23 protein-coding genes are annotated in these 23,758 nt (G+C 58.4%); 12 read left to right on the top strand and 11 right to left on the bottom strand.

The genetic code is table 11. The features are described from left to right. Nucleotides 1–85: 85 nt before the first annotated feature. The 4 genes from edd to ABFT80_RS21785 all read right to left on the bottom strand — a co-directional run bounded on the left by edd (nt 86) and on the right by ABFT80_RS21785 (nt 4,851). Nucleotides 86–1,912, bottom strand: a complete 1,827-nt coding sequence (gene edd, locus ABFT80_RS21800) for a phosphogluconate dehydratase (RefSeq protein ID WP_347974058.1) — start codon at nt 1,910–1,912, stop codon at nt 86–88. Nucleotides 1,913–1,981: 69 nt separating this feature from the next. Then, a complete protein-coding gene (gene pgl, locus ABFT80_RS21795) occupies nt 1,982–2,683 on the bottom strand; it encodes a 6-phosphogluconolactonase (protein ID WP_347974057.1) in 702 nt (233 codons plus the stop codon). Between the two features lie 4 nt (nt 2,684–2,687). Further along, the gene (gene zwf / locus ABFT80_RS21790) at nt 2,688–4,157 is read right to left on the bottom strand and encodes a glucose-6-phosphate dehydrogenase (RefSeq protein WP_347974056.1); all 1,470 of its coding nucleotides are present in this window, start codon (nt 4,155–4,157) and stop codon (nt 2,688–2,690) included. Nucleotides 4,158–4,347: 190 nt separating this feature from the next. Further along, on the bottom strand, nt 4,348–4,851 hold the full coding sequence (locus tag ABFT80_RS21785; protein ID WP_347974055.1) for a winged helix-turn-helix transcriptional regulator: 504 nt from the start codon (nt 4,849–4,851) through the stop codon (nt 4,348–4,350). A 93-nt stretch (nt 4,852–4,944) separates the two neighbouring features. Here ABFT80_RS21785 and ABFT80_RS21780 point away from each other — a divergent pair, with 93 nt between their 5' ends. Together ABFT80_RS21780 and ABFT80_RS21775 are read left to right on the top strand one after the other, a co-directional pair. Then, nucleotides 4,945–5,307, top strand: a complete 363-nt coding sequence (locus tag ABFT80_RS21780) for a nuclear transport factor 2 family protein (protein WP_347974054.1) — start codon at nt 4,945–4,947, stop codon at nt 5,305–5,307. A gap of 2 nt (nt 5,308–5,309) precedes the next feature. Beyond that, complete coding sequence (locus tag ABFT80_RS21775) at nt 5,310–5,954, top strand: glutathione S-transferase family protein (protein WP_347974053.1); 645 nt, start codon at nt 5,310–5,312, stop codon at nt 5,952–5,954. 46 nt (nt 5,955–6,000) lie between these two features. On the opposite strand, the gene ABFT80_RS21770 is transcribed toward ABFT80_RS21775, so the two are convergent. The 5 genes from ABFT80_RS21770 to aceA all read right to left on the bottom strand — a co-directional run bounded on the left by ABFT80_RS21770 (nt 6,001) and on the right by aceA (nt 11,164). Next, nucleotides 6,001–7,287, bottom strand: a complete 1,287-nt coding sequence (locus tag ABFT80_RS21770) for an NAD(P)/FAD-dependent oxidoreductase (protein ID WP_347974052.1) — start codon at nt 7,285–7,287, stop codon at nt 6,001–6,003. 106 nt (nt 7,288–7,393) lie between these two features. Continuing rightward, nucleotides 7,394–8,827, bottom strand: coding sequence for a glutamine synthetase family protein (locus ABFT80_RS21765; protein ID WP_347974051.1), 1,434 nt, complete (start codon nt 8,825–8,827; stop codon nt 7,394–7,396). Between the two features lie 72 nt (nt 8,828–8,899). Continuing rightward, nucleotides 8,900–9,271, bottom strand: a complete 372-nt coding sequence (locus ABFT80_RS21760; protein WP_347974050.1) for a response regulator — start codon at nt 9,269–9,271, stop codon at nt 8,900–8,902. 313 nt (nt 9,272–9,584) lie between these two features. Next, entirely contained in the window at nt 9,585–9,827 is a 243-nt protein-coding gene (locus ABFT80_RS21755; RefSeq protein ID WP_347974069.1) for an SMc00767 family acetate metabolism repressor, read from the bottom strand. A gap of 47 nt (nt 9,828–9,874) precedes the next feature. After that, nucleotides 9,875–11,164 carry an isocitrate lyase gene (gene aceA, locus ABFT80_RS21750; protein WP_347974049.1) on the bottom strand — a complete coding sequence of 430 codons (1,290 nt, stop codon included), beginning with the start codon at nt 11,162–11,164 and terminating at the stop codon, nt 9,875–9,877. Between the two features lie 248 nt (nt 11,165–11,412). Between aceA and ABFT80_RS21745 the strand changes: the two genes are divergently transcribed. The 9 genes from ABFT80_RS21745 (at nt 11,413) to guaA (ending at nt 20,981) form a co-directional block, all read left to right on the top strand. Then, nucleotides 11,413–12,837: a helix-turn-helix domain-containing protein gene (locus ABFT80_RS21745; RefSeq protein ID WP_347974048.1), complete on the top strand. Its 1,425-nt coding sequence runs from the start codon at nt 11,413–11,415 to the stop codon at nt 12,835–12,837. A gap of 113 nt (nt 12,838–12,950) precedes the next feature. Beyond that, nucleotides 12,951–13,910 carry a DMT family transporter gene (locus ABFT80_RS21740; RefSeq protein ID WP_347974047.1) on the top strand — a complete coding sequence of 320 codons (960 nt, stop codon included), beginning with the start codon at nt 12,951–12,953 and terminating at the stop codon, nt 13,908–13,910. A 138-nt stretch (nt 13,911–14,048) separates the two neighbouring features. Beyond that, nucleotides 14,049–15,149 (top strand): polyamine ABC transporter substrate-binding protein, encoded by a 1,101-nt coding sequence (locus ABFT80_RS21735; protein WP_347974046.1) that lies wholly within the window; start codon nt 14,049–14,051, stop codon nt 15,147–15,149. Between the two features lie 69 nt (nt 15,150–15,218). After that, complete coding sequence (locus ABFT80_RS21730) at nt 15,219–16,361, top strand: ABC transporter ATP-binding protein (RefSeq protein ID WP_347974045.1); 1,143 nt, start codon at nt 15,219–15,221, stop codon at nt 16,359–16,361. A gap of 12 nt (nt 16,362–16,373) precedes the next feature. Continuing rightward, the gene (locus tag ABFT80_RS21725) at nt 16,374–17,333 is read left to right on the top strand and encodes an ABC transporter permease subunit (RefSeq protein WP_347974044.1); all 960 of its coding nucleotides are present in this window, start codon (nt 16,374–16,376) and stop codon (nt 17,331–17,333) included. A gap of 7 nt (nt 17,334–17,340) precedes the next feature. Then, nucleotides 17,341–18,159 (top strand): ABC transporter permease, encoded by an 819-nt coding sequence (locus ABFT80_RS21720; protein ID WP_347974043.1) that lies wholly within the window; start codon nt 17,341–17,343, stop codon nt 18,157–18,159. 108 nt (nt 18,160–18,267) lie between these two features. Then, nucleotides 18,268–18,726: a PaaI family thioesterase gene (locus ABFT80_RS21715; protein ID WP_347974042.1), complete on the top strand. Its 459-nt coding sequence runs from the start codon at nt 18,268–18,270 to the stop codon at nt 18,724–18,726. A gap of 1 nt (nt 18,727) precedes the next feature. Beyond that, entirely contained in the window at nt 18,728–19,363 is a 636-nt protein-coding gene (locus ABFT80_RS21710; RefSeq protein WP_347974041.1) for a 5'-methylthioadenosine/S-adenosylhomocysteine nucleosidase, read from the top strand. 55 nt (nt 19,364–19,418) lie between these two features. Next, nucleotides 19,419–20,981 (top strand): glutamine-hydrolyzing GMP synthase, encoded by a 1,563-nt coding sequence (gene guaA / locus ABFT80_RS21705; RefSeq protein WP_347974040.1) that lies wholly within the window; start codon nt 19,419–19,421, stop codon nt 20,979–20,981. Nucleotides 20,982–21,001: 20 nt separating this feature from the next. On the opposite strand, the gene ABFT80_RS21700 is transcribed toward guaA, so the two are convergent. Together ABFT80_RS21700 and ABFT80_RS21695 are read right to left on the bottom strand one after the other, a co-directional pair. Continuing rightward, nucleotides 21,002–21,880, bottom strand: a complete 879-nt coding sequence (locus ABFT80_RS21700; RefSeq protein ID WP_347974039.1) for an SDR family oxidoreductase — start codon at nt 21,878–21,880, stop codon at nt 21,002–21,004. 29 nt (nt 21,881–21,909) lie between these two features. Then, nucleotides 21,910–22,257 (bottom strand): hypothetical protein, encoded by a 348-nt coding sequence (locus ABFT80_RS21695; RefSeq protein WP_347974038.1) that lies wholly within the window; start codon nt 22,255–22,257, stop codon nt 21,910–21,912. A gap of 89 nt (nt 22,258–22,346) precedes the next feature. Here ABFT80_RS21695 and ABFT80_RS21690 point away from each other — a divergent pair, with 89 nt between their 5' ends. Further along, nucleotides 22,347–23,252, top strand: a complete 906-nt coding sequence (locus ABFT80_RS21690; RefSeq protein ID WP_347974037.1) for a LysR family transcriptional regulator — start codon at nt 22,347–22,349, stop codon at nt 23,250–23,252. The last annotated feature ends 506 nt before the right edge of the window (nt 23,253–23,758 follow it).

Genomic DNA, 23,758 nt, shown 5'->3' with positions numbered 1-23,758 from the left:
GCCAGCGTAATGAAGGGTGCGGCACGGCATGCATCCCGGATCTTCGCCGGGATGACGCAGAGGTGTAATGTCGTGGTCGGTGGTACTAAGCCGCAGTCCCAAACGCACTCGCGCCTTGGTCAGCGCGTGCCGCGAGCTGGCGGAAGCCTTCGAAAAGCTCGCGTCCGAAGCCGTGGCTGTTTTCCGACAGATCCATCACCGGCACGGTGCGCGAAGCGAAATCGCCAGCCGGAACCAGCACTTCCAGCGTGCCTGCATCGGCATCGAGCCGCACGATGTCGCCATCGCGAACCTTGCCGATAGGGCCGCCTTCGAGAGCCTCTGGCGTGACATGGATTGCGGCGGGAACCTTACCCGACGCGCCGGACATGCGGCCATCCGTGACCAGCGCCACCTTGCGCCCGCGATCCTGCAGAATGCCGAGGATCGTCGTCAGCTTGTGCAGTTCGGGCATGCCGTTTGCCTTCGGCCCCTGAAAACGGATGACGGCGACGAAATCGCGGTCGAGCGTGCCTGCCTTGAAGGCGTCGTTCAGCGCCTGCTGGCTGTCGAGTACCAGCGCCGGAGCCTCGACGACGCGGCGTTCCGGCTTGACGGCGGATGTCTTGATAATCGCGTGACCCATATTGCCGGACAGGACCTTCAATCCGCCCGTCGCCTGGAAGGGCTCTGCTGCGGTGGAAATCACTTTCGGATCGCCGCTCTGCGCAGGTGCGGGCGTGCGCACCACGCTGCCGTCAGGCGCGAGCTTTGCCTCTATCGCATAGGGCCGCAGACCTTCGCCCCAGATGGTCTGCACATCTTCATGCAGATAGCCGTGATCCAGCAATTCACGGATCAGGAAGCCGAGCCCGCCCGCCGCATGGAAATGGTTCACATCTGCCAATCCGTTCGGATAGACGCGGGCCAGCAGCGGCACGGCGTCGGAAATGTCGGAAATATCCTGCCAAGTAATCTTGATGCCGGCTGCCGCAGCCATCGCGATCAGATGGATCGTGTGGTTGGTAGAGCCACCGGTGGCATGAAGCCCGACAATGCCGTTGACGATGGAGCGCTCGTCGATCATGCGCCCGACCGGCGTGTAGGCATTGCCCATCGCGGTAATCGCCAGCGCGCGCTTCGTCGCCTCGCGCGTCAGCGCGTCGCGCAAGGGCGTACCCGGATTGACGAAGGATGCGCCCGGCGTATGCAGGCCCATGATTTCCATCAGCATCTGGTTGGAATTGGCTGTACCGTAGAAGGTGCAGGTGCCGGGGCCGTGATAGGATTTCGATTCCGCCTCCAGCAATTCGGGACGACCGACCTTGCCTTCCGCATAAAGCTGGCGAACCCGTGCCTTTTCGTCATTCGGCAGGCCGGTCGTCATCGGCCCGGCTGGAATGAAGACCGCAGGCAGATGGCCGAAGGTGAGGGCGGCAATCGCCAGACCCGGCACGATCTTGTCGCAGACGCCGAGGAACACCGCCGCATCGAACATATTGTGACTGAGGCCGACTGCGGCTGCCATGGCGATGACATCGCGCGAGAACAGCGAAAGCTCCATGCCCGGCTGGCCCTGGGTAACGCCGTCGCACATGGCTGGAACGCCTCCCGCGACCTGCGCGATGCCGCCTGCTTCACGCGCCGCTTCCTTGATCAGTTGCGGATACGTCTCGAAGGGCTGATGTGCCGAAAGCATGTCATTGTAGGAGGTGATGATGCCGATATTCGGCACGCGATCTTCGCCGAGTGCGATCTTTTCCGAAGGGCTGCATACGGCAAAACCGTGGGCAAGGTTGCCGCAGGAAAGCACTGCGCGGTTTGCCCCGCGGGTCGAGGCTGCCGCGATGCGCTCGAGATAGATGCCGCGCGAAAGCTTCGATCTTTCGCGAATACGATCCGTGATGGCTTGAATGTCACTTCTGGCGGTCATGACGATCGGTCCTTTCGGGACATGTCCGAAAACCGCGACTGTCAGTTTCCTTGGGCGACATGTCTGTTTTTACTCTGCCCAGAACACCTGAACGGGCAGTTTGGCATGGTCGAAAACGGAGCGGACGGGCAGATGCTTGTCCGGCCCCAATGCTGCTTCCAGAACGCGCCTTTTCGCGGCACCTTCGATGTGAAGCGCGATAAATCCTGCCTCGACGATACGCGGCAATGTCAGCGTCAATCTTGGCTCACCGCCGCTTGGTGCATGAACCGGCAGGACGTTTGATGCCGCATTCGGATCAAGCAAGGCGTCGAGATTGTCGGCGTCGGGGAAGAACGATGCGGTGTGCCCGTCCGTTCCCATGCCGAGGATCGCCGCATCGAGCGGCAATGCTCTGTCCGCGAAAACCGTATCGGCCAGCCGCGCCGCAGTCTCGACATCGGTCTGAGGCGAATAGAGCGCCACGAACCGGGCGTTCGCCGCTTCGTTCTGCAACAGATTGGATGCGACCAGACCGGCATTCGAACGCGGCGAATCTTCTGGCACGAAACGCTCGTCGATCAGTGTCACGACGACCTTTTCCCAATCCAGCTTCTGCCGCGAAAGAGTGCGGAAGAAGAGGCCGGGCGTAGAGCCGCCCGACAGGGCGATCCGCGCGGTGCCGCGCGCTTCGATCGCTTGGGAAAGCACGTCTGCGACGCGCTCCGCAAAGCCAATGGCGAGCGCTTCGGACGATGAATATTCGTGCCAGTTGGCGGCGGGTGCACTCATCGGATCAGGTCTCGTGCCACGTTCTGCCATCGCGCTCGATCAGCGCGATGGATGAGGACGGACCCCAGGTTCCGGCCGTGTAACCCTGCGCTTCCTGACGGCTGTCGCGCCACGCATTCTGGATCGGATCGATCCATTTCCACGCAGCCTCGACCTCGTCGCGGCGCATGAACAGCGTCTGGTTGCCGCGCACCACATCCATGATCAGGCGCTCATAGGCGTCCGGATTGCGTTCATGGAAGCTTTCGGCAAAGCTCATATCGAGAGGCACGTTGCGCAGGCGCATGCCGCCCGGGCCCGGATCCTTGATCATGATCCACTGCTTGACGCCCTCGTCGGGCTGCAAGCGGATGACGAGCTGGTTCGCGGTGATGTTGCCCGCACCTTCCTCGAAGATCGAATGCGGGATCGGCTTGAACTCGATGACGATTTCCGAAACGCGCGAAGCCAGCCGCTTGCCGGTGCGCAAATAGAAAGGCACGCCCGTCCAGCGCCAGTTCGCGATTTCGGCCTTGATCGCCACGAAAGTCTCGGTGTCGCTCTGCGCATTGCCGAGTTCTTCGATGTAGCCCTTGACCGGACCGTTGCCCGAAGCGCCTGCGCGATATTGTCCGCGCACGGTCGATTTCGGCGCTTCCTGTCCGTTGATGCGCTTGAGTGAACGCAGCACCTTCAGCTTTTCGTCGCGCACGGCATCGGCTTCCATCGAAGCAGGTGCTTCCATCGCGACGAGGCAGAGAAGTTGCAGCATGTGGTTCTGCACCATGTCGCGCAGCGCACCGGCCTTGTCGTAATAGGTCACGCGGTCTTCGAGGCCGACCGTTTCGGCAACGGTGATCTGCACATGATCGATATGGGCGGAGTTCCAGAGCGGCTCATAGAGCGCATTGGCAAACCGAAGCGCCATCAGATTCTGCACCGTCTCCTTGCCGAGATAATGGTCGATGCGGAAGATCTGCTGCTCGGAAAAGACCGTGCCGATCTGGTCGTTCAATTCGCGTGCGGAAGCCAGATCGCGGCCGATCGGCTTTTCCATGACGATGCGCGACGTCGGGGTAACCAGATCGCTTTTTTTGAGATTGGCCGAGATATTGCCGAACAGGGAGGGCGAAACTGCGAGGTAGAAAACCCTGATCTGGTCGCTGTTGCCGAGGGCCTTCTTCAAATCATCGAAACCGTCGCCGGACATCGCGTCGATAGCGATGTAGGACAGCCGCTTGAGGAAGCGCTCGACCTCCTTCTTGTCGATTTCGTCGGCCTTCACATGCTCGGAAATCGCCTTGCGCGCGAAGGACTGATACTCGGCGTCGCTCATTTTGGAGCGCGATGCGCCGATGATGTTCGTATCGTCTGAAAACTGGCCCGCCTTCATGCGCTGATAGAGCGCCGGCAGGAGTTTGCGTTCGGCAAGATCGCCGGTTCCGCCGAAAATGATGAAGTCGAATGGGTCGACGGGAATTATCTGACTGGTCATGTTTCGTCCATTTAGCCCGAAAGTCTGTGTGGGCCTGTATGAGTCGCGATATAATCTAATCGATTTAAAATTCCAAGTGTCACACTGTCACATATTCGAGATCGACACCGGTCCAGTCCGCTTTTCTGGCTGGTGCAGTGTTGACCGCAAATCTGTTCGCAATGCAGCATAGAGCTGTGAAGGCCCGATGTCAGGGTAGGGATTTTTGCCGGGCGACAGTTTCTTCATAAGCCGCCTGAAGCTGCGCGCGTACGGAGTGGCCTGAATCCGTCCGGGGTTCGGCCAGATGTTCGGCGCGCAATTCGCGCATGAATGCGTCCCACATGTCCGGTCCGCCCTTTTCGAGAAGCTCGGCTCGGATGCTTAATTCGGGGCTGACATTGAGCCAGCGACGCCCCCACGATCCAAGATGCGCCATGATGGGAACCAACGAAATCGCCATTTCGGTCAGGCTGTAGATCGCCTTCTGCTTATGGCTCGGATCGTCCGTCTTGGTCAGCATTCCCTGCTCGACAAGCATCTTCATGCGGTCGGCCAAGATGTTGCTCGAAATGCCTTCTTCGGAGCGCAGAAGCTCGCGAAAATGCCGTTTTCCGCCGAAAATCATGTCGCGGATTATGAGCAGGCTCCATTTGTCGCCGAACACTTCGAGTGACAGATTGATCGGGCAGCCGGAGCGCTTTTCTTCTTTCATTTTTGCCTTCCATTGAGACCGGTTGCAATATCGCATCAATGGTCATACAGTGCAACTGGTTGTTAAAAGCAATCAGTATGGGAGGAAATCGAAATGCGCGCGAAAGCCGACATTGTTCGAGACTGCTTCAAAGCCTACAACACAAAGAACCGGACCATGATCGAAAGCCTGCTTGCCGACGATTTGCGCTTCACGAGCCCTTACGACGACGCGATCGACCGTGTGGTATATTTCGAACGTTGCTGGCCGAATGCGGGACGCATCCGCGAGCATGTGGTGGAAGAAATTATGGAGGAGGGAGACCGCGCATTCGTGACGTACAAATGCGTGACCAATGAAGGCAAGACATTCCGCAACACGGAGTTTTTCACCTTCGAAGGCGACAAGGTCAAAACCATTCACGTATTTTTCGGCGAGACTTATATCGACGGAAAATTCGTCGCGCAGGAGAGTTGAGCATGTCTCTTACACTCTATTTTCACCCGCTTTCGTCCTTTTGTCACAAGGTTCTGATCGCGTTTTACGAAAACGATGTGCCGTTCGAGACGAAGCTGCTTGAACTGGGCGCGGAAGCCGAAGCCGAATTCCTGGCGTTGTGGCCGATCGGAAAAATGCCGGTTCTTCGCGACGAGAAAGCGGATCGAACGATACCGGAATCGACGATCATCATCGAATATCTGGCGCAGCATTATCCGGGGCCGGTCGAACTCGTGCCATCCGATCCCGATCTGGCATTAAAGGCGCGGCTGGCCGACCGGATATTTGACAATTATCTGCAATTGCCGATGCAGAAGATCGTGACCGACAGACTTCGCCCTGAGGGCGAGTGCGATCCGCATGGCGTGGCCGATGCGAAAGAATGCCTCAAGACGAGATATGGCGTTGTCGACAAGAGCCTTGAAGGCAATATCTGGGCAACCGGCGACCACTTCACCATGGCCGATTGCGCGGCGGCACCTGCATTGTTCTATGCGCAGAAGGTGGTGCCTTTCGACCCGCAGCACCAAAACCTTCAACCCTATCTGGACCGGCTGATGAAACGGGATTCATTTGCGAGGGTTTTGAGGGAGGCACAGCCTTATTTTGATATGTTTCCGGGGTGAATTCCTTCCCTCATGCTGAGCTTGTCGAAGCACGCACAAAGCGACCCTAAATTCGGTCCCTCAACGCGAACCAGTTGAGTGCCAGGAACAGCAGCGGGGCGCGGAAGGTGCGCCCGCCTGGGAAGGCTGGAACCTTCAAATCCTCGAAAAGCTTGAGCCGGTCGCGGTTGCCGCTGACTGTTTCGGCGTAAAGCTTGCCGACGTAATTGGCCAGCATGACGCCGTGGCCGGAATAGCCGCCTGCCGAAATGACGTTCGGCATGACCTCGCGAACGAAGGGTTTTCGCGGCATCGTGATGCCCACATAACCGCCCCAGCCATGGGTGATTTCGACATCCTTCAAGGACGGATAGAGCTCCGCGATCTGCGCGCGAATGGAAGATGCGATGTCGCTGGGGTCCGCGGTCGTATAGGCTTCGCGACCGCCGAACAGCAGCCGTCCATCCTTCGATTTACGGAAATAGCGCACCACGAAACGTGAATCCGCAACCGCCTCGCCGCCCGGAATAACCGGACTGTCTGCGCCGAGAGGTACGGTCGCGCCGATGAAGGAGCCGATCGGCATGATATGGGAAGCGCTGACCGGTTCGAGGTTCCCGCCATAGGCATTGACGGCGATCAGGCATTTGTCCGCGGTGATCGTGCCGGAAGGCGTTGTGACGATGACCTTGCCGTTTTGCGCCACAACGCTGCTGGCTTTCGTATTTTCGAAAAGATGCGCACCGGCTTCCGCCGCAACGCGGGCGGTGCCGATAACGAGTTTCAACGGATGTATATGGCCGGTTCCCGTATCGCGTACGCCACCGAAATAACGCGATGAACCCAGCCTTTCGGCTGTTTCGGCCTCGTCCATGAAGGAAATATGCGAATAGCCGAAACGCGTCGCCATATTTTCGGCATGGGCTTTGTAATCGTCCACATAGCGCTTTTTGTGCGCGACCGAGAGTTGGCCGGGCATGTAGTCGATTTCGATGCCGTTAGCGGTCGTAAATTCGAACAGATGGGCCTTCGCCTCTTCCGCTAAATCGAACAGCGCTTTTGCGCGGGTCAGCCCGAATTCGGCTTCGAGTTCTTCGGCCCATGAACGCTGGCCGGTGCCGAGCTGGCCGCCATTGCGCCCGGACGCTGCATCGCCAAAACGCGCGCCATCGACAAGCACGACATTAGTGCCGGATTTCGCAAGATGCGCGGCCGCCGAAAGACCCGTAAACCCGCCGCCGATAATGGCGACATCGGCTTTCCGGTCGCCGTCGAGCGCCGGGTAGGCGGGCCGCTCGCCCGCCGTGTCTTCATACCAGGAGCGACCGGGGGATATGGGGGAGGTGTAGGTCATGGAAATGAGCGAATAGCGAATAGCGAATAGCGAATAGGGAAAAGTGACAAAATCGTCGGCTCCACTGGCGGCATTTTCTATTCGCTACTCACTATTCGCTACTCACTCAAACATTGAGCAGCAGAAACTCGCGCTCCCACGGGCTGATCACTTCCATGAACGTCTCGAATTCGGCACGTTTGATTGCCGCATAGGTCGCGACGAACGAACCGCCCAGCGCGTCGCGCAGTGCTTCATCGCCCTCGAAAAGATCGACGGCCTCGAGCAGCCCGCGCGGCAGATCGATCTCGTCCGCATTCGCAGTCTTGACCATTGGCGCGTCAGGCACGATGCGCTTTTCCATGCCGATCAGCCCGCAAGCCAGCGAGGCAGCGAGAGCGAGATATGGGTTCGCATCTGATGACGGAATGCGGTTTTCGACGCGGCGTGCGGCCGGGTCCGAACGCGGAACGCGGAACGCGACGGTGCGATTGTCGTAACCCCATTTGTTGTTGACCGGCGCGGACGCCGACTGTGTCAAGCGACGATACGAGTTCACGTAAGGCGCCAGCATGACCAGCGCGTTCGGCACATGGCGCTGCATGCCGCCGATGAAATGCGCGAACGCTTCGGTTTCGCCACCATCTTCGGAAGAGAAGATGTTCTTGCCGGTCTTTTTGTTGATGATCGACTGGTGAACATGCATCGCCGACCCCGGCTGACCCTGAATGGGCTTGGCCATGAAGGTCGCATACGTGTCGTGCTTCAGGGCAGCTTCGCGGATCGTGCGCTTGAACAGGAACACCTGATCGGCAAGCTCGATCGGGTCGCCATGGCGCAGATTGATTTCTAGCTGACCGGCACCTTCTTCGTGGATCAGCGTGTCGATCTCGAGACCCTGGCTTTCCGAGAAATGATAGATGTCGTCGATGAGTTCGTCGAATTCATTGACGCCCGCGATGGAGTAACCTGCACCGCCGCCGATGGGGCGGCCGGAGCGGCCGACCGGCGGGGTCAGCGGATAATCCGGGTCCGGGTTTTTGCGGACGAGGTAGAATTCGATTTCGGGTGCGACGACCGGGCGAAGGCCGAGCTTGTCGTAAGCGGCCACAACGCGCTTCAGCACGTTGCGCGGCGTGAACTCGACGGAGCGCCCGTCCTGATGCACCAGATCGCAGATGACCTGCGCAGTTGCATCGGATTCCCACGGCACGACGGAAAGCGTCGAAAGGTCGGGAACGAGCTTCAGATCGCCATCGTCTTCCGGGTAGGCGAAGCCATTGCCGTCTTCGGGGTAGCCGCCGGTAATCGTCGTCATGAAGACTGCGGAAGGCAGCGCCAGAGAGGTGTTTGACGTGAATTTTTTCGACGGCATCATTTTGCCGCGGGCAACACCGGCCTGGTCGGGCGTGATGCATTCAATGTCTTCGATGCCGCGCCATTCGAGCCAGGCGCTGACCTCTTTCCAGTTCTTGACGCCTCGAAGATTTTTGACGAACTCAGGAGTACGAACGCGCGTCCCTGCTTTGGACGTACGGGCTTCCTTCTTTGCGACGGGCATCAATCACCAGAGTATGTTTCAGATGATCGAGTATAGCCGGGGCAAATTCGGAAAGGAAAGGGGGCTCGGTTTTTATTGGCCTGAATCAGATGCTTGACGTTTCGAAAGCCGGTCCAGGATAGGCAGCAGGCCTTCGGTCGTGATCGGCTTTGCAATCACTTCGTCGATGATACCGGCGATCGGTGCGTTTTCATCCAGCCGCGTTTCGGTGGACAGCAGGATGACCATGGGCTGCTGCCCCTCCGATGCGGTTCGCAACGATGTCAGGTGCGTGAGTATTTCGTCAAAGCCCTTGGCCTTATGTGCATCGTCGAGAATGATCGTGCCGGGGCATTGCGGCCACATCGAGCCGATTGCGACATCCGGCAGATTTTTCGTTGCCTTCAGACCGCACAAGGTGACGATCCGCGATACAACTACCGAATTGATCGGCGATGCGCTCACTATGAGCACTCTCTGCAGATCGAATGTTACAGCTTCTTTTCGACTATCCACGCATCATCCAGACCGGGTTAATCGATTGAAATGGCCAACCGATTGATTGAGACTACAAAACGATTGTATCTCAATTTGAGGTTGAGGGGCGATAGATTTGATGAGTGATTTTGTCAACACTACGAAAGTTCAATGCGGGGAATAATCGTCAAGATTCCGCAATAATGAAGTTTTGATTGGCAAGTTTCCAAACGCAGATAATCCGCGATGGCAAGCATCGCGGATTATCTGTTGTTGGAGCGGGATTGTCGGCGCCGAAAAGTCAGCTTGCCGAAGATTGCGTGACGACCACCGGAATGAGCAGATCGCCCCAGTTTCCTGCGCCGCCGTGATGGCGGGCCGAGCGGACGAGCTCAACCGAGACACCGGCCTCCACCGCTTTCATCACGGACTGGTTGAGGCGATGCAGGTCGTTGGCGAGCATACGGATCGCCGTCTGCTGGTCCGCACTCATGCTCGAAGACTGTTCCTCGGCGCGTTCCTTGACCCTGGTCTTGGGGGCTATGGTGGTTTCCGTGTGCATCTGTTCCTCCTTCGGGTTTGATGCTGGGATTATTCGGCTGCCGGCCTGAACTGTTCGTGTTCGGTCGAGCCGTGCATTGCAGTGGTTGAAGATTTGCCGCCGGTGATCACAACCGAAACGGCATCGAAATAGCCGGTGCCGACTTCGCGCTGGTGCTTGGTGGCGGTGTAGCCGTTTACCTCGGCTGCGAACTCGGCTTCCTGAAGCTCCGAATAGGCCGCCATCTGGCGATCCTTGTAGCCGCGCGCCAGTTCGAACATGCCGAAATTGAGCTGATGGAAACCGGCCAGCGTGATGAACTGGAACTTGTAACCCATCGCGCCCAGCTCACGCTGGAATTTGGCGATCGTCGCGTCGTCGAGGTTCTTCTTCCAGTTGAACGATGGCGAGCAATTGTATGCGAGCAGCTTGCCCGGATGTGCCTTGTGCACGCCCTCGGCAAATTTGCGTGCCTGCTCCAGATCGGGCTTCGACGTCTCGCACCAGATCAGGTCGCAATGCGGGGCATAGGCGACTGCGCGCGCAATGCAGGGCTCGATGCCGTTCTTCACATTGTAGAAGCCCTCGACAGTGCGGCCCGCGTCGTAATCGACGAAGGGCTGGTCGCGCTCATCGATGTCGGATGTCAAAAGCTTTGCGGCCTCGGCATCGGTGCGGGCAATGACCAGCGTCGGCGTGCCCATGACGTCGGCGGCGAGACGCGCCGCGGTCAGATTGCGGATGTGTGCCGCAGTCGGGATCAACACCTTGCCGCCCAGATGGCCGCACTTCTTTTCTGACGCGAGCTGGTCTTCATAGTGGACGCCAGCAGCACCCGCCTCGATGAAGGCCTTCATGATTTCGAACGCGTTCAGCGGGCCGCCGAAGCCTGCTTCGGCATCGGCAACGATGGGTGCGAACCAGGTATCGACCGACAGGCCATTGCCTTCCGACGTCTCGATCTGATCGGCGCGCTGCAGCGTCTTGTTGATGCGCTTTGCGAGTTCGGGGGCGGCATTGGCCGGATAGAGCGACTGGTCCGGGTACATGGAAGACGCGGTGTTGGCGTCTGCTGCAACCTGCCAGCCCGAAAGGTAGATCGCCTTCAATCCGGCACGCACCATCTGCATCGCCTGATTGCCCGACAGCGCGCCGAGCGCGTTGACGAAATCTTCCTGGTGAATGAGCTTCCAGAGACGGTTCGCACCCATTTCGGCCAGGCTATGCTTGATCTGAACCGAGCCGCGCAGTCGCTTTACATCCTCGGCGGTATAGGAGCGTTCGATGCCGTCGAAGCGGCCCTTCGGTGCGGATGGGACAAGGTTGTAAAAATCAGTCATTATAATCTCCGAGCAATCTGCGATGTGACATGATCCGGCGGCCTGTTGACCGAAAGCTTGTGACGAGATTTACATTTCAGTGTGATGAAGGCTATAAAAACTGCAGAATACCGGGATATAATCGGGAAAATCTGTGTTGGGATTTACAAGAGTGATTTGTAAATTTGTCAAAATTGTAAATCGAAACATCGTGTAAAATATTTGTAAATCAAAGCGTCGCTCGGAATAAGGAGGGGAGGTGGTGTCTGATGGCTGAACAGAAAATCTTTGCCGGGCCGCGCATACGGCGCATCCGCAATGCCAAGGGGCTGACCCAGACTGCGATGGCGGAAGGGCTGGGCATCTCGCCGTCCTATCTCAATCTGATCGAGCGCAACCAGAGGCCGCTGACCGTACAGCTCATTCTACGGCTGGCTTCCGTCTACAAGATCGAGCCGGAGGAGTTGCAGGGCGAGGCGGGCGGCTCGATTGCGGCGTTGCGCGAGGTGTTCGCTGATCCACTGCTTTCAGGCGAGCTGCCCGGCGATCAGGAGCTTGTCGAGATCGCCGAGGGTGCGCCAAATGCGGCAGCGGCAGTGATCAAGCTTTTCCGCGCCTATAAGGAGCAGGCCGGACGCCTTTCCGATCTGTCGGAGCTTCTGGCGCATGAAGGCCATTCGACCGCCCTTTCCTCCGCGCGGTTGCCGATCGACGAGGTGCACGAGGTTTTCGAGCGGCGTCAGAACTATTTTCAGTCAATAGAGGAAGAGGCGGACGCGTTCACGCAGCTTCTGAAGCCCGGTGACGATTTGATCGGTGCTTTGAAGGAGTGGCTGCGGCGCGAATACGGCATCGTCGTCAAAATCCTGCCGGTCGCGACCATGCCGAACTGGCGTCGCCGCTATGACAAGCATTCGCAGCGGCTGTTCATATCGGAGCGGCTTTCGCCTTTCGACCAGTTGCGCGAAGTGGCGATGGAAGCCTGTCTCATCCGCATGCAGGTGGCGATTGCCGCGGAAGTACAGGCGCTGAAATTGTCGTCAGACGAAGCGCGGCGTCTCGCCCGGTTCGAACTGGCGCGGTATGCGGCACATGCGCTGATGATGCCTTATCAGGCGTTTCAGTCTGCCGCCGGGCGCGGGCGTTACGATGTCGATCTGCTGCGGTCGCGTTTCGGCGTTTCATTCGAACAGGCGGCAAACCGGCTGACGACATTGCAGCGGGCTGGCGCTTCCGGCGTGCCTTTCTTCATGATGGAAATCGACAATGCCGGGCATCGTTTCAGGCGGGCAGGTGCGCAAGGCTATCCGCACAGCCGTTTTGGTGGCGCATGCCCGAAACTGCCGGTGCACGCCGCGTTCAGCCAACCGGGGCAGATTCTGGTCGAAGCGGTGGAAATGCCGGACGGCGCGGAATTTTTGACGATTGCGCGCACGCTGGAAGGGCCGCAGGGCACATTTACCGAACGTCCGCGCCGCACCGCAATCCTGCTTGGTTGCGACATCGCGTATCGCGACGAGATCGTTTATGCGACGGCACTTCCCGCTATGCTGAACGGCGGCGTCACGGCGGTTGGCCCAGCATGCAGACTTTGCGAAAGGCCGGGCTGCCTGTCGCGTGCCGAACCGCCGATCACGCGACCGCTTGGGTTGGACGAAATGGTGACGGGATTGAGCGCTTTCGATTTTCAATAGAGCGCTACACCGGGTGCCATAATGGTTGAGCTTTCCTTGGGCCACGCGGCCAGGTCTTGGCTGCGATAAGCGGAATAACCGCTTTTGCTGCGGGTTATCGAGATGGTTGTGCGATGAGTGATTCCGCTGTTGTTCCGGCCGCTCGCGGCCAACTCGCACCTGTCTCGCCGCAGGAAGAGAAGATCGGGCTTTTGCTTGTCTTCCTGTCCGCGCTTTGCTGGAGTTTCGGTGGCGCAATCGCCCGCTTCATCGATACTGGCGATAGCTGGACTGTCGTGTTCTGGCGCTCCGTCTGGGCCGCGGTATTTCTTCTCGGTTTCATGATCTGGCGCGATGGCGGACGCGGCACGCTAAAACTTTTCCGCGATATGGGCCTGCCGGGATTTGCTGTCGCGCTTTGCTTTGCAATAGCCTCATCGAGTTTCGTCGTGGCACTCTCCTATACGACGGTCGCCAATGTCCTTTTGATGCAGGCCGGCGTGCCGCTGCTGGCGGCGCTGTTCGCATGGGTGCTTTTCCGCGAGCGGGTGGCGACCGCGACATGGATCGCCATTGCCGCCGTGATTTGCGGTGTCGCGATCATGGTGTCGGAATCTTTCAACGGTCAGGTTTCGCCCATCGGCGATGGTCTGGCTGTGCTGATCGCGACCGTTTTTGCAATCGCAACCGTCATCACCAGACGGTTTTCGCATGTGCGGATGACGCCCGCGACGTGCCTCGGCACGATCTTTGCCGCAGGCTTTTCCGCCATTCATGCAGAAACGCTGCTGGTCTCGTCGCGCGACATGGCGTTTCTGTTTGCCTTCGGCGCGCTCAATCTTGGGCTTGGGCTTGCCTTCTTCGCAACCGGCGCTCGGCTGGTGCCTGCGGCCTTTGCCGCGCTGCTTGGAACATTCGAAACTTTGCTTGGCCCGGTCTGGGTGTGGCTGATCCACGCCGAAGTGCCATCCACGCGCACCATAATTGGCGGTGCGGTCGTGTTTACGGCGCTTCTGGTGCATATTTCGCTGGAATTCCGGCGCCAATCGCGTCCGCAACGACCCGGCACGACCGGAATGCCTGCGCCGAATTGACCTTGCGTCGTTCAAGTCTTGCCGCAATCTGCCATTTCGCGCTTGTCGCCTTGCAAAAAGGCCAATAGGCTGACTGCAAAATCCGGTCACGCTGCACTGCGAAGGCCGGGAAGGGGCTTGAATCAATAGGAGATTTTAATGATCCGTAATGCGCTTTGGCTGTCGGCGGCCTCGGCTTTGCTGGCTATGTCCAGCTTTGCCGCACAGGCTCAGGAACGTGTTGTCAACGTTTACAACTGGTCCGACTATATCGACGATTCCGTCATCTCCGAATTCACCAAGGAAACCGGCATCAAAGTCGTCTACGACGTCTTCGATTCCAACGAAATCCTTGAAACGAAGCTGCTGGCTGGCGGCAGTGGCTATGACGTAGTCGTGCCGACCGCAAGCCCGTTCCTCGTTCGCCAGATTCAGGCGGGCGTCTACCAGAAGCTTGATAAGTCGAAGCTGCCGAACCTTTCCAATATGTGGGATGTCGTGACCACGCGCATGGCGAAATACGACCCCGGCAACGAATATTCGATCAACTATATGTGGGGCACTGTCGGCCTCGGCTACAATGAAACCAAGGTGAAGGAAGCGCTCGGTATCGATGAAGTCGATACGTGGGACATTTTCTACAACCCGGAAAAGCTGGCCAAGCTTGCCGATTGCGGCGTCTATGTTCTGGATTCGCCGACCGACATCATCCCGACCACCTTGCATTATCTTGGCCTGAACCCTGAGAGCAAGGAGCCGGAAGATCTGGCCAAGGCTGAAGAAGCGCTGCTCAAGATCCGCCCTTACATCCGCAAATTCCACTCTTCCGAATACATCAACGCGCTGGCAAATGGCGACATCTGCCTGGCTGTCGGCTGGTCGGGCGACGTGTTCCAGGCGCGCGACCGCGCTGCGGAAGCCGATCAGGGTGTCGTTGTCGGCTATTCGATCCCGAAGGAAGGCGCGGAAATGTGGTTCGATCAGATGGCGATCCCGGCCGATGCCAAGAATGTCGAGGAAGCGCATGAATTCCTGAACTACATCATGAAGCCGGAAGTCGCGGCGAAAGCCACGAACTACGTCTATTTCCCGAACGGCAACAAGGCCGCGCAGGAATTCGTCGATAAGGAAATCCTCGACGATCCGGCAATCTATCCGGACGACGAAACGCTGAACAAACTCTGGACCGTCGCGCCTTACGATTCAAAGACGCAGCGTCTGGTGACGCGTAGCTGGACCAAGATCGTCACAGGTCAATAAGAAGCGTAGAGAGCCCCGGTCGAACCGGGGCTCTTGAACGTCCGGCCAGAAAAGAGCGGAGAGGATTGAATGACATCGCTTGGCAGCATCCGGAGGAGTTTTTCGCCGTGGACCGATCCACAAGCCAAGCCCTACATCGTCTTTGAAAATATCACGAAGCGCTTCGGCGACTTCACGGCAGTCAACAATCTGTCGCTTTCGATCTTCGAGCGCGAGTTCTTCGCGCTTCTGGGCGCTTCGGGTTGCGGCAAGTCCACGCTGCTGCGAATGCTCGCCGGTTTCGACGAGCCGTCATCCGGGCGCATCCTGCTGGACGGGCAGGATTTGCGCGGCATTCCGCCGTATAAACGGCCCGTCAACATGATGTTCCAGTCCTATGCGCTGTTTCCGCATATGAGCGTCGAGGCGAATATCGCCTTCGGTCTCAAGCAGGAAGGCATGCCGAAAGCCGAGATCGAAGCGCGCGTTGCCGAAATGCTGCGGCTGGTAAAGCTCACGCAATTTGCCAAGCGCAAGCCGCACCAGCTTTCCGGCGGACAACGCCAGCGCGTGGCGCTCGCGCGTTCGGTCGCGAAAAGGCCGAAGGTGCTGCTTCTGGATGAGCCGCTGGGCGCGCTCGACAAGAAGCTGCGCGAGGAAACGCAGTTCGAACTGATGGATCTTCAGCAGAATCTCGGCCTGACCTTCCTCGTCGTGACGCACGATCAGGAAGAAGCGATGACGATGGCCGACCGCATCGCCATTCTGGACAAGGGCGAGGTGATGCAGGTCGCCACGCCTGCCGAAATCTACGAAGCACCGGGTTCGCGTTTCGTCGCCGGTTTCGTCGGCAATGTGAATTTGTTCGAGGGCAAGCTCGATACGCTGGACGAGACAGGCGCGAAGATCACCGCAGGCAGTGGTTTCGCAATCCGCAGCCAGAATTTCGGCTCGGCAGAGCAGGGCGAGCCAGTCGCCTTTGCGATCAGGCCCGAAAAGATCAAGGTTTCCTCAAAAAAGCCGCAGGACGTTTCGAGCAACGCTGTCGAGGGTGAGATTTACGACATCGCCTATCTCGGCGACATGACCGTTTATCACGTCAAGCTGGATGACGGTCAGGTGGTCAAGGCGAGCACGCTCAACGCATCGCGCGTCGTGGAAGACCCGTTGACATGGCAGGACCGGGCGTGGATTTCCTTCGCGCCCGACGCCGGCGTCGTGTTGACGCGGTAGAGGGGCGCAGACATGGCCGTTCAAGCCCAAACATCTGCTGCCGTGCACAGGCCGAATTTTGCCGGAAGACTGTTGTCGGGCTTCATGGAACGGCTCGTCATCCTCGTTCCCTATATCTGGCTGTTCGTATTCTTCCTTGTCCCGTTCATCATCGTTTTCAAGATTTCGCTGTCGCAGACCGAAATCGCGATGCCGCCCTACACACCGGCTTTCAGCCTGGAAAACGGCATCGGCGTTTTTTTTCAACAGCTCAGGGAGCTGAGCTTCGACAATTATGTCTGGCTGACTGAAGATGCGCTTTACTTCAACGCATACGTTTCCAGCGTAACGATCGCGGGCATTTCAACGTTCATTGCCCTGCTTGTGGGCTATCCGATTGCCTATGGCATGGCGCGTGCACCGGCGACGTGGCGGCCCACACTTCTGATGCTGGTGATCCTGCCTTTCTGGACGAGCTTCCTGATCCGCGTCTACGCTTGGATAGGCATTTTGAAGCCGGAAGGCCTGCTCAACCAGTTCCTGTTCTGGATCGGCGCCATCGACCAGCCGCTGATCATCCTCAACACCCATACGGCGATCTATATCGGTATCGTCTATTCCTACCTGCCATTCATGATCCTGCCGCTCTATTCGGCACTCGAAAAAATGGATTATTCGCTGATCGAGGCGGCGAACGACCTCGGCTGTCCGCCGATAAGCGCCTTCTGGAAGATCACCTTCCGGCTTTCGCTGCCCGGTGTCGTCGCGGGTTGCCTGCTCGTCTTCATCCCGGCTGTCGGCGAATTCGTCATCCCCGATCTTCTCGGCGGGTCGCAGACGCTGATGATCGGCAAGACGCTGTGGAACGAGTTCTTCGCCAATCGCGACTGGCCGGTTTCGTCGGCAGTGGCGGTGATATTGCTGCTGCTGCTGGTCATTCCGATCATGATTTTCCAGCAGGCGCAGGCCCGCGCACAAGAACTGGACCGGTGAGGGCGCGATGAACAGCACTTGGAGCCGCTTCAATATCTGCTCGATCGTCCTGGGGTTCGCATTCCTCTATCTGCCGATCGTGCTTCTGGTGATCTTCTCGTTCAACGAGTCACGTCTTGTGACCGTCTGGGCGGGTTTCTCGACCAAATGGTATGTCTCGCTTTTCAACAATCGCGGCCTGATGGACGCGGCATGGGTGACGATCCGCGTCGGCCTCGCATCGGCAACCGTCGCGACCATTCTGGGCACGATGGCAGCACTCGCGCTGACACGCTACACGCGCTTCAAGGGGCGCGTATTGTTCTCCGGCATGGTGTTTGCACCGCTGGTCATGCCCGAAGTCATCACCGGCCTATCGCTTCTTCTGCTCTTCGTGGCCATCGGTCTGGATCGCGGGTTCCTGACGGTAACGCTGGCCCACATCACCTTCTCGATGTGTTTCGTGGCGGTCGTCGTGCAGTCGCGCCTGCTCACCTTCGACAGGTCGCTGGAGGAAGCCGCGATGGATCTCGGCGCGCCGCCCTTCAAGACGTTTTTTCAGGTGACGCTGCCGGTCATTCTGCCTGCCGTCGTTTCCGGCTGGATGCTGGCTTTCACCCTTTCGCTGGACGATCTGGTGATTGCGAGCTTCACCTCCGGTCCGGGCGCAACGACCCTGCCGATGAAGATTTACAGCCAGGTGCGTCTTGGCGTGACACCTGAAATCAACGCCGCCTGTACGCTGCTGATCGCGGTCGTCGCGCTGGGGGTCATTGCCGCTTCATTGGTCAACAAACGCCGCGAAGTCCAGCGTTTGCGGGACGAGCAGACCGCTCAGCGCAACTGATCCGGCAAATATTTCGGCGATTGTTGGATCGTTATGTTGCAATGCAGCATTTGCATTTGCCTGTAACGCCGCTTTCGCTTATTTCGTAGGGCAGGAAAGGGCAATCTCATGGCCTCAAACATCATTCCGTCGCCGAATTATGAGGAACGCGTCCGCAGTTCCTTCGCACGTCAGAACGTAATGAAAGCAATCGGCGCGGAGTTGACGCTCGTTACACCCGGCATCATCGAAATCGAGATGCCCTATTCGCAAAATCTCACCCAGCAGCACGGCTTTCTCCATGCGGGCGTCATTTCCACCGCGCTGGATTCTGCCTGTGGCTACGCCGCCTATTCGCTGATGCCGGAAAACGCGGCAGTGCTGACGATCGAATTCAAGGTCAATCTTCTGGCACCCGGCAAGGGCGAACGCTTCCTGTTTCGCGGGTCTGTGACCAAGCCCGGCCGCACGATTATTGTGGCGGATGGACAGGCCTATGCGATTGCAGCGGATGGCGAGGCGAAGCTGGTCGCGACCATGACCGGCACGATGATGACCGTCGTCGGCCGCGACGGCATGGAAGGCTGACTTGTCACTCGTCACGCGGTTTGGCGGCAAGAACATCCTTTTCGTCATGGCTGCAGATGCCGAATATGGCCCGCATCTGAAAGCGCTTTTCACGCCCTTCATAACCGGCGTCGGCCCGGTCGAGGCAGGCGTGACGCTCGGCGCGGAACTGGCCAAACTGAACGCCAAAAATACACTGCCTGATCTTGTCGTCTCGCTCGGATCGGCCGGAAGCCGCACACTCGAACAGGCGGAAATCTATCAGGCGGTTTCGGTCAGCTACCGCGACATGGACGCGTCCGCGCTCGGTTTCGAAAAAGGACGAACGCCTTTCCTCGATCTGCCTGCGGTTCTTGAATTGCCGTTGCGCATTCCCGGCATCAAGCAAGCCAGCCTGTCGACCGGCGCCAACATCGTTTCCGGTTCTGCCTACGATCTGATCGCCGCCGACATGGTCGATATGGAGACATTCGCAGTGTTGCGCGCATGCCAGCTTTTCGGCCTGCCGCTGATCGGACTGCGCGGCATTTCCGACGGTGTGGCCGAACTGACCCACATCAACGATTGGACGGAATATCTGCATGTCATCGATGAAAAACTCGGCCATGCGGTCGGCCTGCTTGGCAACGCACTGGAAGATGGCGCGATCAAGCTGTGAGGTCTGGATAACGCAACCCATTGCGCCGACTCGTTTCTTTCTTTAAATGCCCGCCATGACAACCGAAAATCATCCCGACACAGTTCTCATCATCGACTTCGGCAGCCAGGTGACGCAGCTCATCGCCCGGCGCATCCGCGAAGCCGGCGTCTATTCCGAAGTCGTGCCGTTCCAGTCGGCAGGCGAAGCTTTCGCGGCGATCAAGCCGAAAGCGGTGATCCTTTCGGGCAGCCCGCACTCCACGGTCGATATTGGCAGCCCGCGCGCGCCGCAGGCCGTTTTCGAGGCAGGCATTCCCGTTCTCGGCATCTGCTACGGCGAACAGACCATGTGCGCGCAGCTTGGCGGCAAGGTCGAGAGCGGCCATCACCGCGAATTCGGCCGCGCCTTCCTCGAGATCGAGAATGATTGCGCACTATTCGACGGCGTATGGGCAAAAGGCACACGCCATCAGGTGTGGATGAGCCATGGCGACCGCGTAACCGCGCTGCCGGAGGGCTTCCGCGTTGTCGGCACGTCGAATGGCGCGCCATATGCTGCGATTGCTGATGAGAAGCGCAAATTCTACGCCGTCCAGTTCCACCCGGAAGTCGTTCACACGCCGGACGGCGCGAAGCTGCTCTCAAATTTCGTGCATCGCATTGCCGGTCTGAAATCTGACTGGACGATGGCCGCTTACCGCGAGCAGGCCATCGAGGCGATCCGTCAACAGGTTGGCAAGGGCAAGGTCATCTGTGCGCTTTCGGGCGGCGTGGATTCCTCCGTTGCGGCCCTTCTGATCCACGAGGCGGTCGGCGAACAGCTCACCTGCATTCTGGTCGATCACGGCCTGATGCGGAAGAACGAGGCGGCGGAAGTCGTCGCCATGTTCCGCGAGCATTACAATCTACCGCTCATCATGGTCGATGCGTCGGATCGTTTCATTTCCGCGCTCGAAGGCGAGAGCGACCCTGAAACGAAACGCAAGACGATTGGCCGTCTCTTCATCGAGGTTTTCGAGGAAGAGGCAGAAAAGCTCGGCGGCGCGGATTTCCTCGCACAGGGCACGCTCTACCCGGACGTTATCGAGAGCGTGTCATTCACCGGCGCGACTTCCTCGACCATCAAGTCGCACCACAATGTCGGCGGCTTGCCTGACCGCATGAACATGAAGCTGGTCGAGCCGCTGCGCGAACTCTTCAAGGACGAAGTGCGCGTGCTCGGCAAGGAACTCGGCCTGCCCGATCATTTCATCGGCCGCCACCCGTTTCCGGGACCGGGCCTCGCAATCCGCTGCCCCGGCGGCATTTCGCGCGAAAAGCTCGAAATCCTGCGCGAAGCCGATGCGATTTACCTCGATGAAATCCGCAAGGCGGGTCTCTACGACGCGATCTGGCAGGCTTTCGCCGTGCTCTTGCCGGTCCAGACGGTCGGCGTCATGGGCGATGGCCGCACCTACGAATTCGTCTGCGCGCTCCGCGCCGTGACCTCCGTCGACGGCATGACCGCCGATTTCTACCACTACGACATGAACTTCCTCGGCCGCGCCGCCACCCGCATCATCAACGAAGTCCGCGGCATCAACCGCGTCGTCTACGACGTGACAAGCAAGCCGCCCGGCACGATCGAATGGGAATGATTTAGGCCATCTTCTTCGGCTTAACGCTCATGCTGCATCTCCTCTTGGGCGACGAGAGAGGAGCGGTATTCGTTGAGGAATGTGTCGAGCGTCGTTGGGTTTTTGCCGAGGACTGAGGCTATATCACCGCTGATTTCGGCCGCTTCATTGCGGGCGTAGTGGGCATAATCCTCGATGACGCCATCCGCTTGCCATTGCGGAATGCCAAATTCAGCCAAGGCTTGCCGCATCGCATCGGGGTCGATCGGCACGAACTTTACCGGCCACCCGACCACCGCCGCAATTTTTTCCGCAATCTCGTCATGGCTGAGGGCTTCGGGGCCGGTCAGGTCGTAGGTCTTGTTCTGTCCGGGCCGGGTCATTGCCACGACGGCCACGGCCGCCAGATCGCGGATATCGACCAGGCTGATCCTGGCGTCGCCAATCGGGGCGAACAGCTTGCCGCCCTTTATGCTGTCGCGAAATGACAGCAATTCCTGCATGAACAGATTGGACCGCAAGATCGTATAGGCCATTCTGGAGGCCATGATCGCCTGTTCGACAATCGCATGGTAACGCAGAAACCGGACGGGTGAATCCGAGGCGGCGTGCACTTGCGAGAACTTGACCAGATGGCGGACACCCGCCCGCTTGGCCGCCGCGACAAATGCCAATTGCTGCGTTTCGGCCCGCTCGGATGAATTGGTCAGCAGAAATGCGGTTTCGATGCCCGTGAGTGCGCGTTCCAGTGAGCTTGGATCGTCGAAGTCGGCAATGACCGGCTCGATGCCGGAAAAACCTGCGAGTTTATCGGCCGACGCAGTCGAGCGAACCATGGCTTTGGCGGGCACACCTTGCTTCACAAGATGTTTGAGAATTTCAGTGCCGACATTGCCGGTCGCACCAGTGATCAAGATCATTTTCTTCTCCTGTGATTGATTAAAACGGGTCAGCGTGTCCGGCGCCGATAGATTTTGGCGAGCAGGATGATCGCGGCGGCGACGATCAAGCCGGCGAGGAGCGGATGGATGTCCTTGGACAGGCTTTCGGCACCATTTGGATTGAGCTGCCAGATCGCCAGGGCAGCCGCGTAGAGCAGGGCTGCAAGCCCGGCCCACCAGCGCAGTGCGCGGCCCCTGAGATCGCGCCAGGTTCCAAATAAAAGCAAGGCAATCGGCAGAACGGCCAGCAGGGCAAATTGGCCGATGATGAGGATGGGAACGGCCAGAGCCGAATAAACGACATAACCGGGTGTTCGGCGGGGCGGTACGCCCGCCGCAGAATGTGAAATAGCCATGATGGGCTCCTGTGTTGACCCGCCCAATATGGCCGCGTTGGTATTCGTATAAAATTGACAATCTTTGTCAGTCAGCTAGTACAAAATATATGAGCAAGCATATCAGGCCGGAAATAACAGATTGGGAACGGCAGCGCGCTTTTCTCGCGGTCATGCGGGAGGGAAGTCTTTCTGCCGCGGCCCGTGCTCTGGGGATCGCGCAACCAACCGTGCGGCGGCGTATCGAAGATCTGGAGCAGGATCATGGGGTTGCTCTGTTCACCCGCTCGCCCAGCGGCTTGCTGCCAACCCCGATCGCCATCGACCTCGCCGCGCATGCTGAAGCGATGGCCCACGCGGCGGACTCGTTCACACGAGCGGCGTCGGCGGAAGCCGCCTCTGCATCGGGAACGGTGCGCATCACTGCAAGCGAGGTGGTGGGGGTGGAGGTTCTGCCGGCCATCCTGGCCGATTTGCGGAACCGGCATCCGGAACTCGAAATCGAACTTGGTCTCAACAACAGGAGCGAGGATTTGCTGGGCCGCGAAGCCGATATCGCGGTGCGCATGGTCAGGCCGGTACAGGCGGCCCTCGTTGCCCGTCATGTCGGCGCGATCCGGCTGGGGCTGCACGCAACGCAGGGCTATCTCGATGCCCAAGGCACGCCTGCAGCACTTGCTGATTTGCCCCGCTTTGCGCTGATCGGCTTTGAAACAGAAACCATCGGCGTTCGGACGGTGCGCGATTTGGGTCTGTCATTCCGGCGCGATGACTTTGCTTTCCGGACAGACAGCGATCTTGGCCAGCTTGCCGCGATCCGCGCTGGAATTGGCATTGGCGTCTGCCATGCCGGTTTGGCCAAGCGCGATGCCAATCTTGTCCGCGTCCTGCCCGGCGTCGTGGACATTCCGCTGGATACCTGGGTGGTGATGCACGAAGACCTGAGAAATGTGCAGCGGGTGCGACTGGTATTCGATGCGCTTCATGAGGGCCTGTCGGCGTACTCGCGGTCGTAGCGACGAACGCGCATGCCCCATAAATCAGCATCTGAAAACGGTATTTTCAAATCTATAACGCCCGGAAAAACAAACATCAGGCGTCAAATATATATTTCAACGATTTCCATATAATGGTGAAATTCATAAATATAGAACTCAAATATAAAATATGATTTTGGATTATTTGTATTATATGTATAAGTAAATTAGCATAAACTAATATTGATTGCCAAATTTTTAACTTAATGTTGCCGCGCGAGCGCTGCATTATTGACATGCAATGTTTGGTTGCATTAGTCCTCCATAAGAGGTGGGTTTTTGTCCTTATGCGATTCCGATGTGGGGGTGTCGCGCGTTTGGTACGAAAAGTCTTTCGCCGATAAACGGTAGGAGGATTTTTGTGACGTTTTGGGACCGAAATTGTGCGTGCGAAAGCTGCTGGCAGAGGGCTGGCATTGGGCGAAGAGCCGGCTTGTCCGCACTCCAGAAACGACAGTCATATGCTTGCGGCATAGCAGGGGGAA

Source organism: Foliimonas ilicis (genome assembly GCF_039939195.1).
GTDB lineage: Bacteria > Pseudomonadota > Alphaproteobacteria > Rhizobiales > Rhizobiaceae > Foliimonas > Foliimonas ilicis.
The sequence above is the reverse complement of the archived record's forward strand: the minus strand, read 5'-3'. Positions and strand labels throughout refer to the sequence as shown.

Bases quoted from the DNA above. Each gene is read 5' to 3' on its own strand.
- edd (WP_347974058.1), bottom strand. From the start codon at position 1,912: ATGACCGCCAGAAGTGACATTCAAGCCATCACGGATCGTATTCGCGAA.
- pgl (WP_347974057.1), bottom strand. From the start codon at position 2,683: ATGAGTGCACCCGCCGCCAACTGGCACGAATATTCATCGTCCGAAGCG.
- zwf (WP_347974056.1), bottom strand. From the start codon at position 4,157: ATGACCAGTCAGATAATTCCCGTCGACCCATTCGACTTCATCATTTTC.
- ABFT80_RS21785 (WP_347974055.1), bottom strand. From the start codon at position 4,851: ATGAAAGAAGAAAAGCGCTCCGGCTGCCCGATCAATCTGTCACTCGAA.
- ABFT80_RS21780 (WP_347974054.1), top strand. From the start codon at position 4,945: ATGCGCGCGAAAGCCGACATTGTTCGAGACTGCTTCAAAGCCTACAAC.
- ABFT80_RS21775 (WP_347974053.1), top strand. From the start codon at position 5,310: ATGTCTCTTACACTCTATTTTCACCCGCTTTCGTCCTTTTGTCACAAG.
- ABFT80_RS21770 (WP_347974052.1), bottom strand. From the start codon at position 7,287: ATGACCTACACCTCCCCCATATCCCCCGGTCGCTCCTGGTATGAAGAC.
- ABFT80_RS21765 (WP_347974051.1), bottom strand. From the start codon at position 8,827: ATGCCCGTCGCAAAGAAGGAAGCCCGTACGTCCAAAGCAGGGACGCGC.
- aceA (WP_347974049.1), bottom strand. From the start codon at position 11,164: ATGACTGATTTTTACAACCTTGTCCCATCCGCACCGAAGGGCCGCTTC.
- ABFT80_RS21745 (WP_347974048.1), top strand. From the start codon at position 11,413: ATGGCTGAACAGAAAATCTTTGCCGGGCCGCGCATACGGCGCATCCGC.
- ABFT80_RS21740 (WP_347974047.1), top strand. From the start codon at position 12,951: ATGAGTGATTCCGCTGTTGTTCCGGCCGCTCGCGGCCAACTCGCACCT.
- ABFT80_RS21735 (WP_347974046.1), top strand. From the start codon at position 14,049: ATGATCCGTAATGCGCTTTGGCTGTCGGCGGCCTCGGCTTTGCTGGCT.
- ABFT80_RS21730 (WP_347974045.1), top strand. From the start codon at position 15,219: ATGACATCGCTTGGCAGCATCCGGAGGAGTTTTTCGCCGTGGACCGAT.
- ABFT80_RS21725 (WP_347974044.1), top strand. From the start codon at position 16,374: ATGGCCGTTCAAGCCCAAACATCTGCTGCCGTGCACAGGCCGAATTTT.
- ABFT80_RS21720 (WP_347974043.1), top strand. From the start codon at position 17,341: ATGAACAGCACTTGGAGCCGCTTCAATATCTGCTCGATCGTCCTGGGG.
- ABFT80_RS21715 (WP_347974042.1), top strand. From the start codon at position 18,268: ATGGCCTCAAACATCATTCCGTCGCCGAATTATGAGGAACGCGTCCGC.
- guaA (WP_347974040.1), top strand. From the start codon at position 19,419: ATGACAACCGAAAATCATCCCGACACAGTTCTCATCATCGACTTCGGC.
- ABFT80_RS21700 (WP_347974039.1), bottom strand. From the start codon at position 21,880: ATGATCTTGATCACTGGTGCGACCGGCAATGTCGGCACTGAAATTCTC.
- ABFT80_RS21695 (WP_347974038.1), bottom strand. From the start codon at position 22,257: ATGGCTATTTCACATTCTGCGGCGGGCGTACCGCCCCGCCGAACACCC.
- ABFT80_RS21690 (WP_347974037.1), top strand. From the start codon at position 22,347: ATGAGCAAGCATATCAGGCCGGAAATAACAGATTGGGAACGGCAGCGC.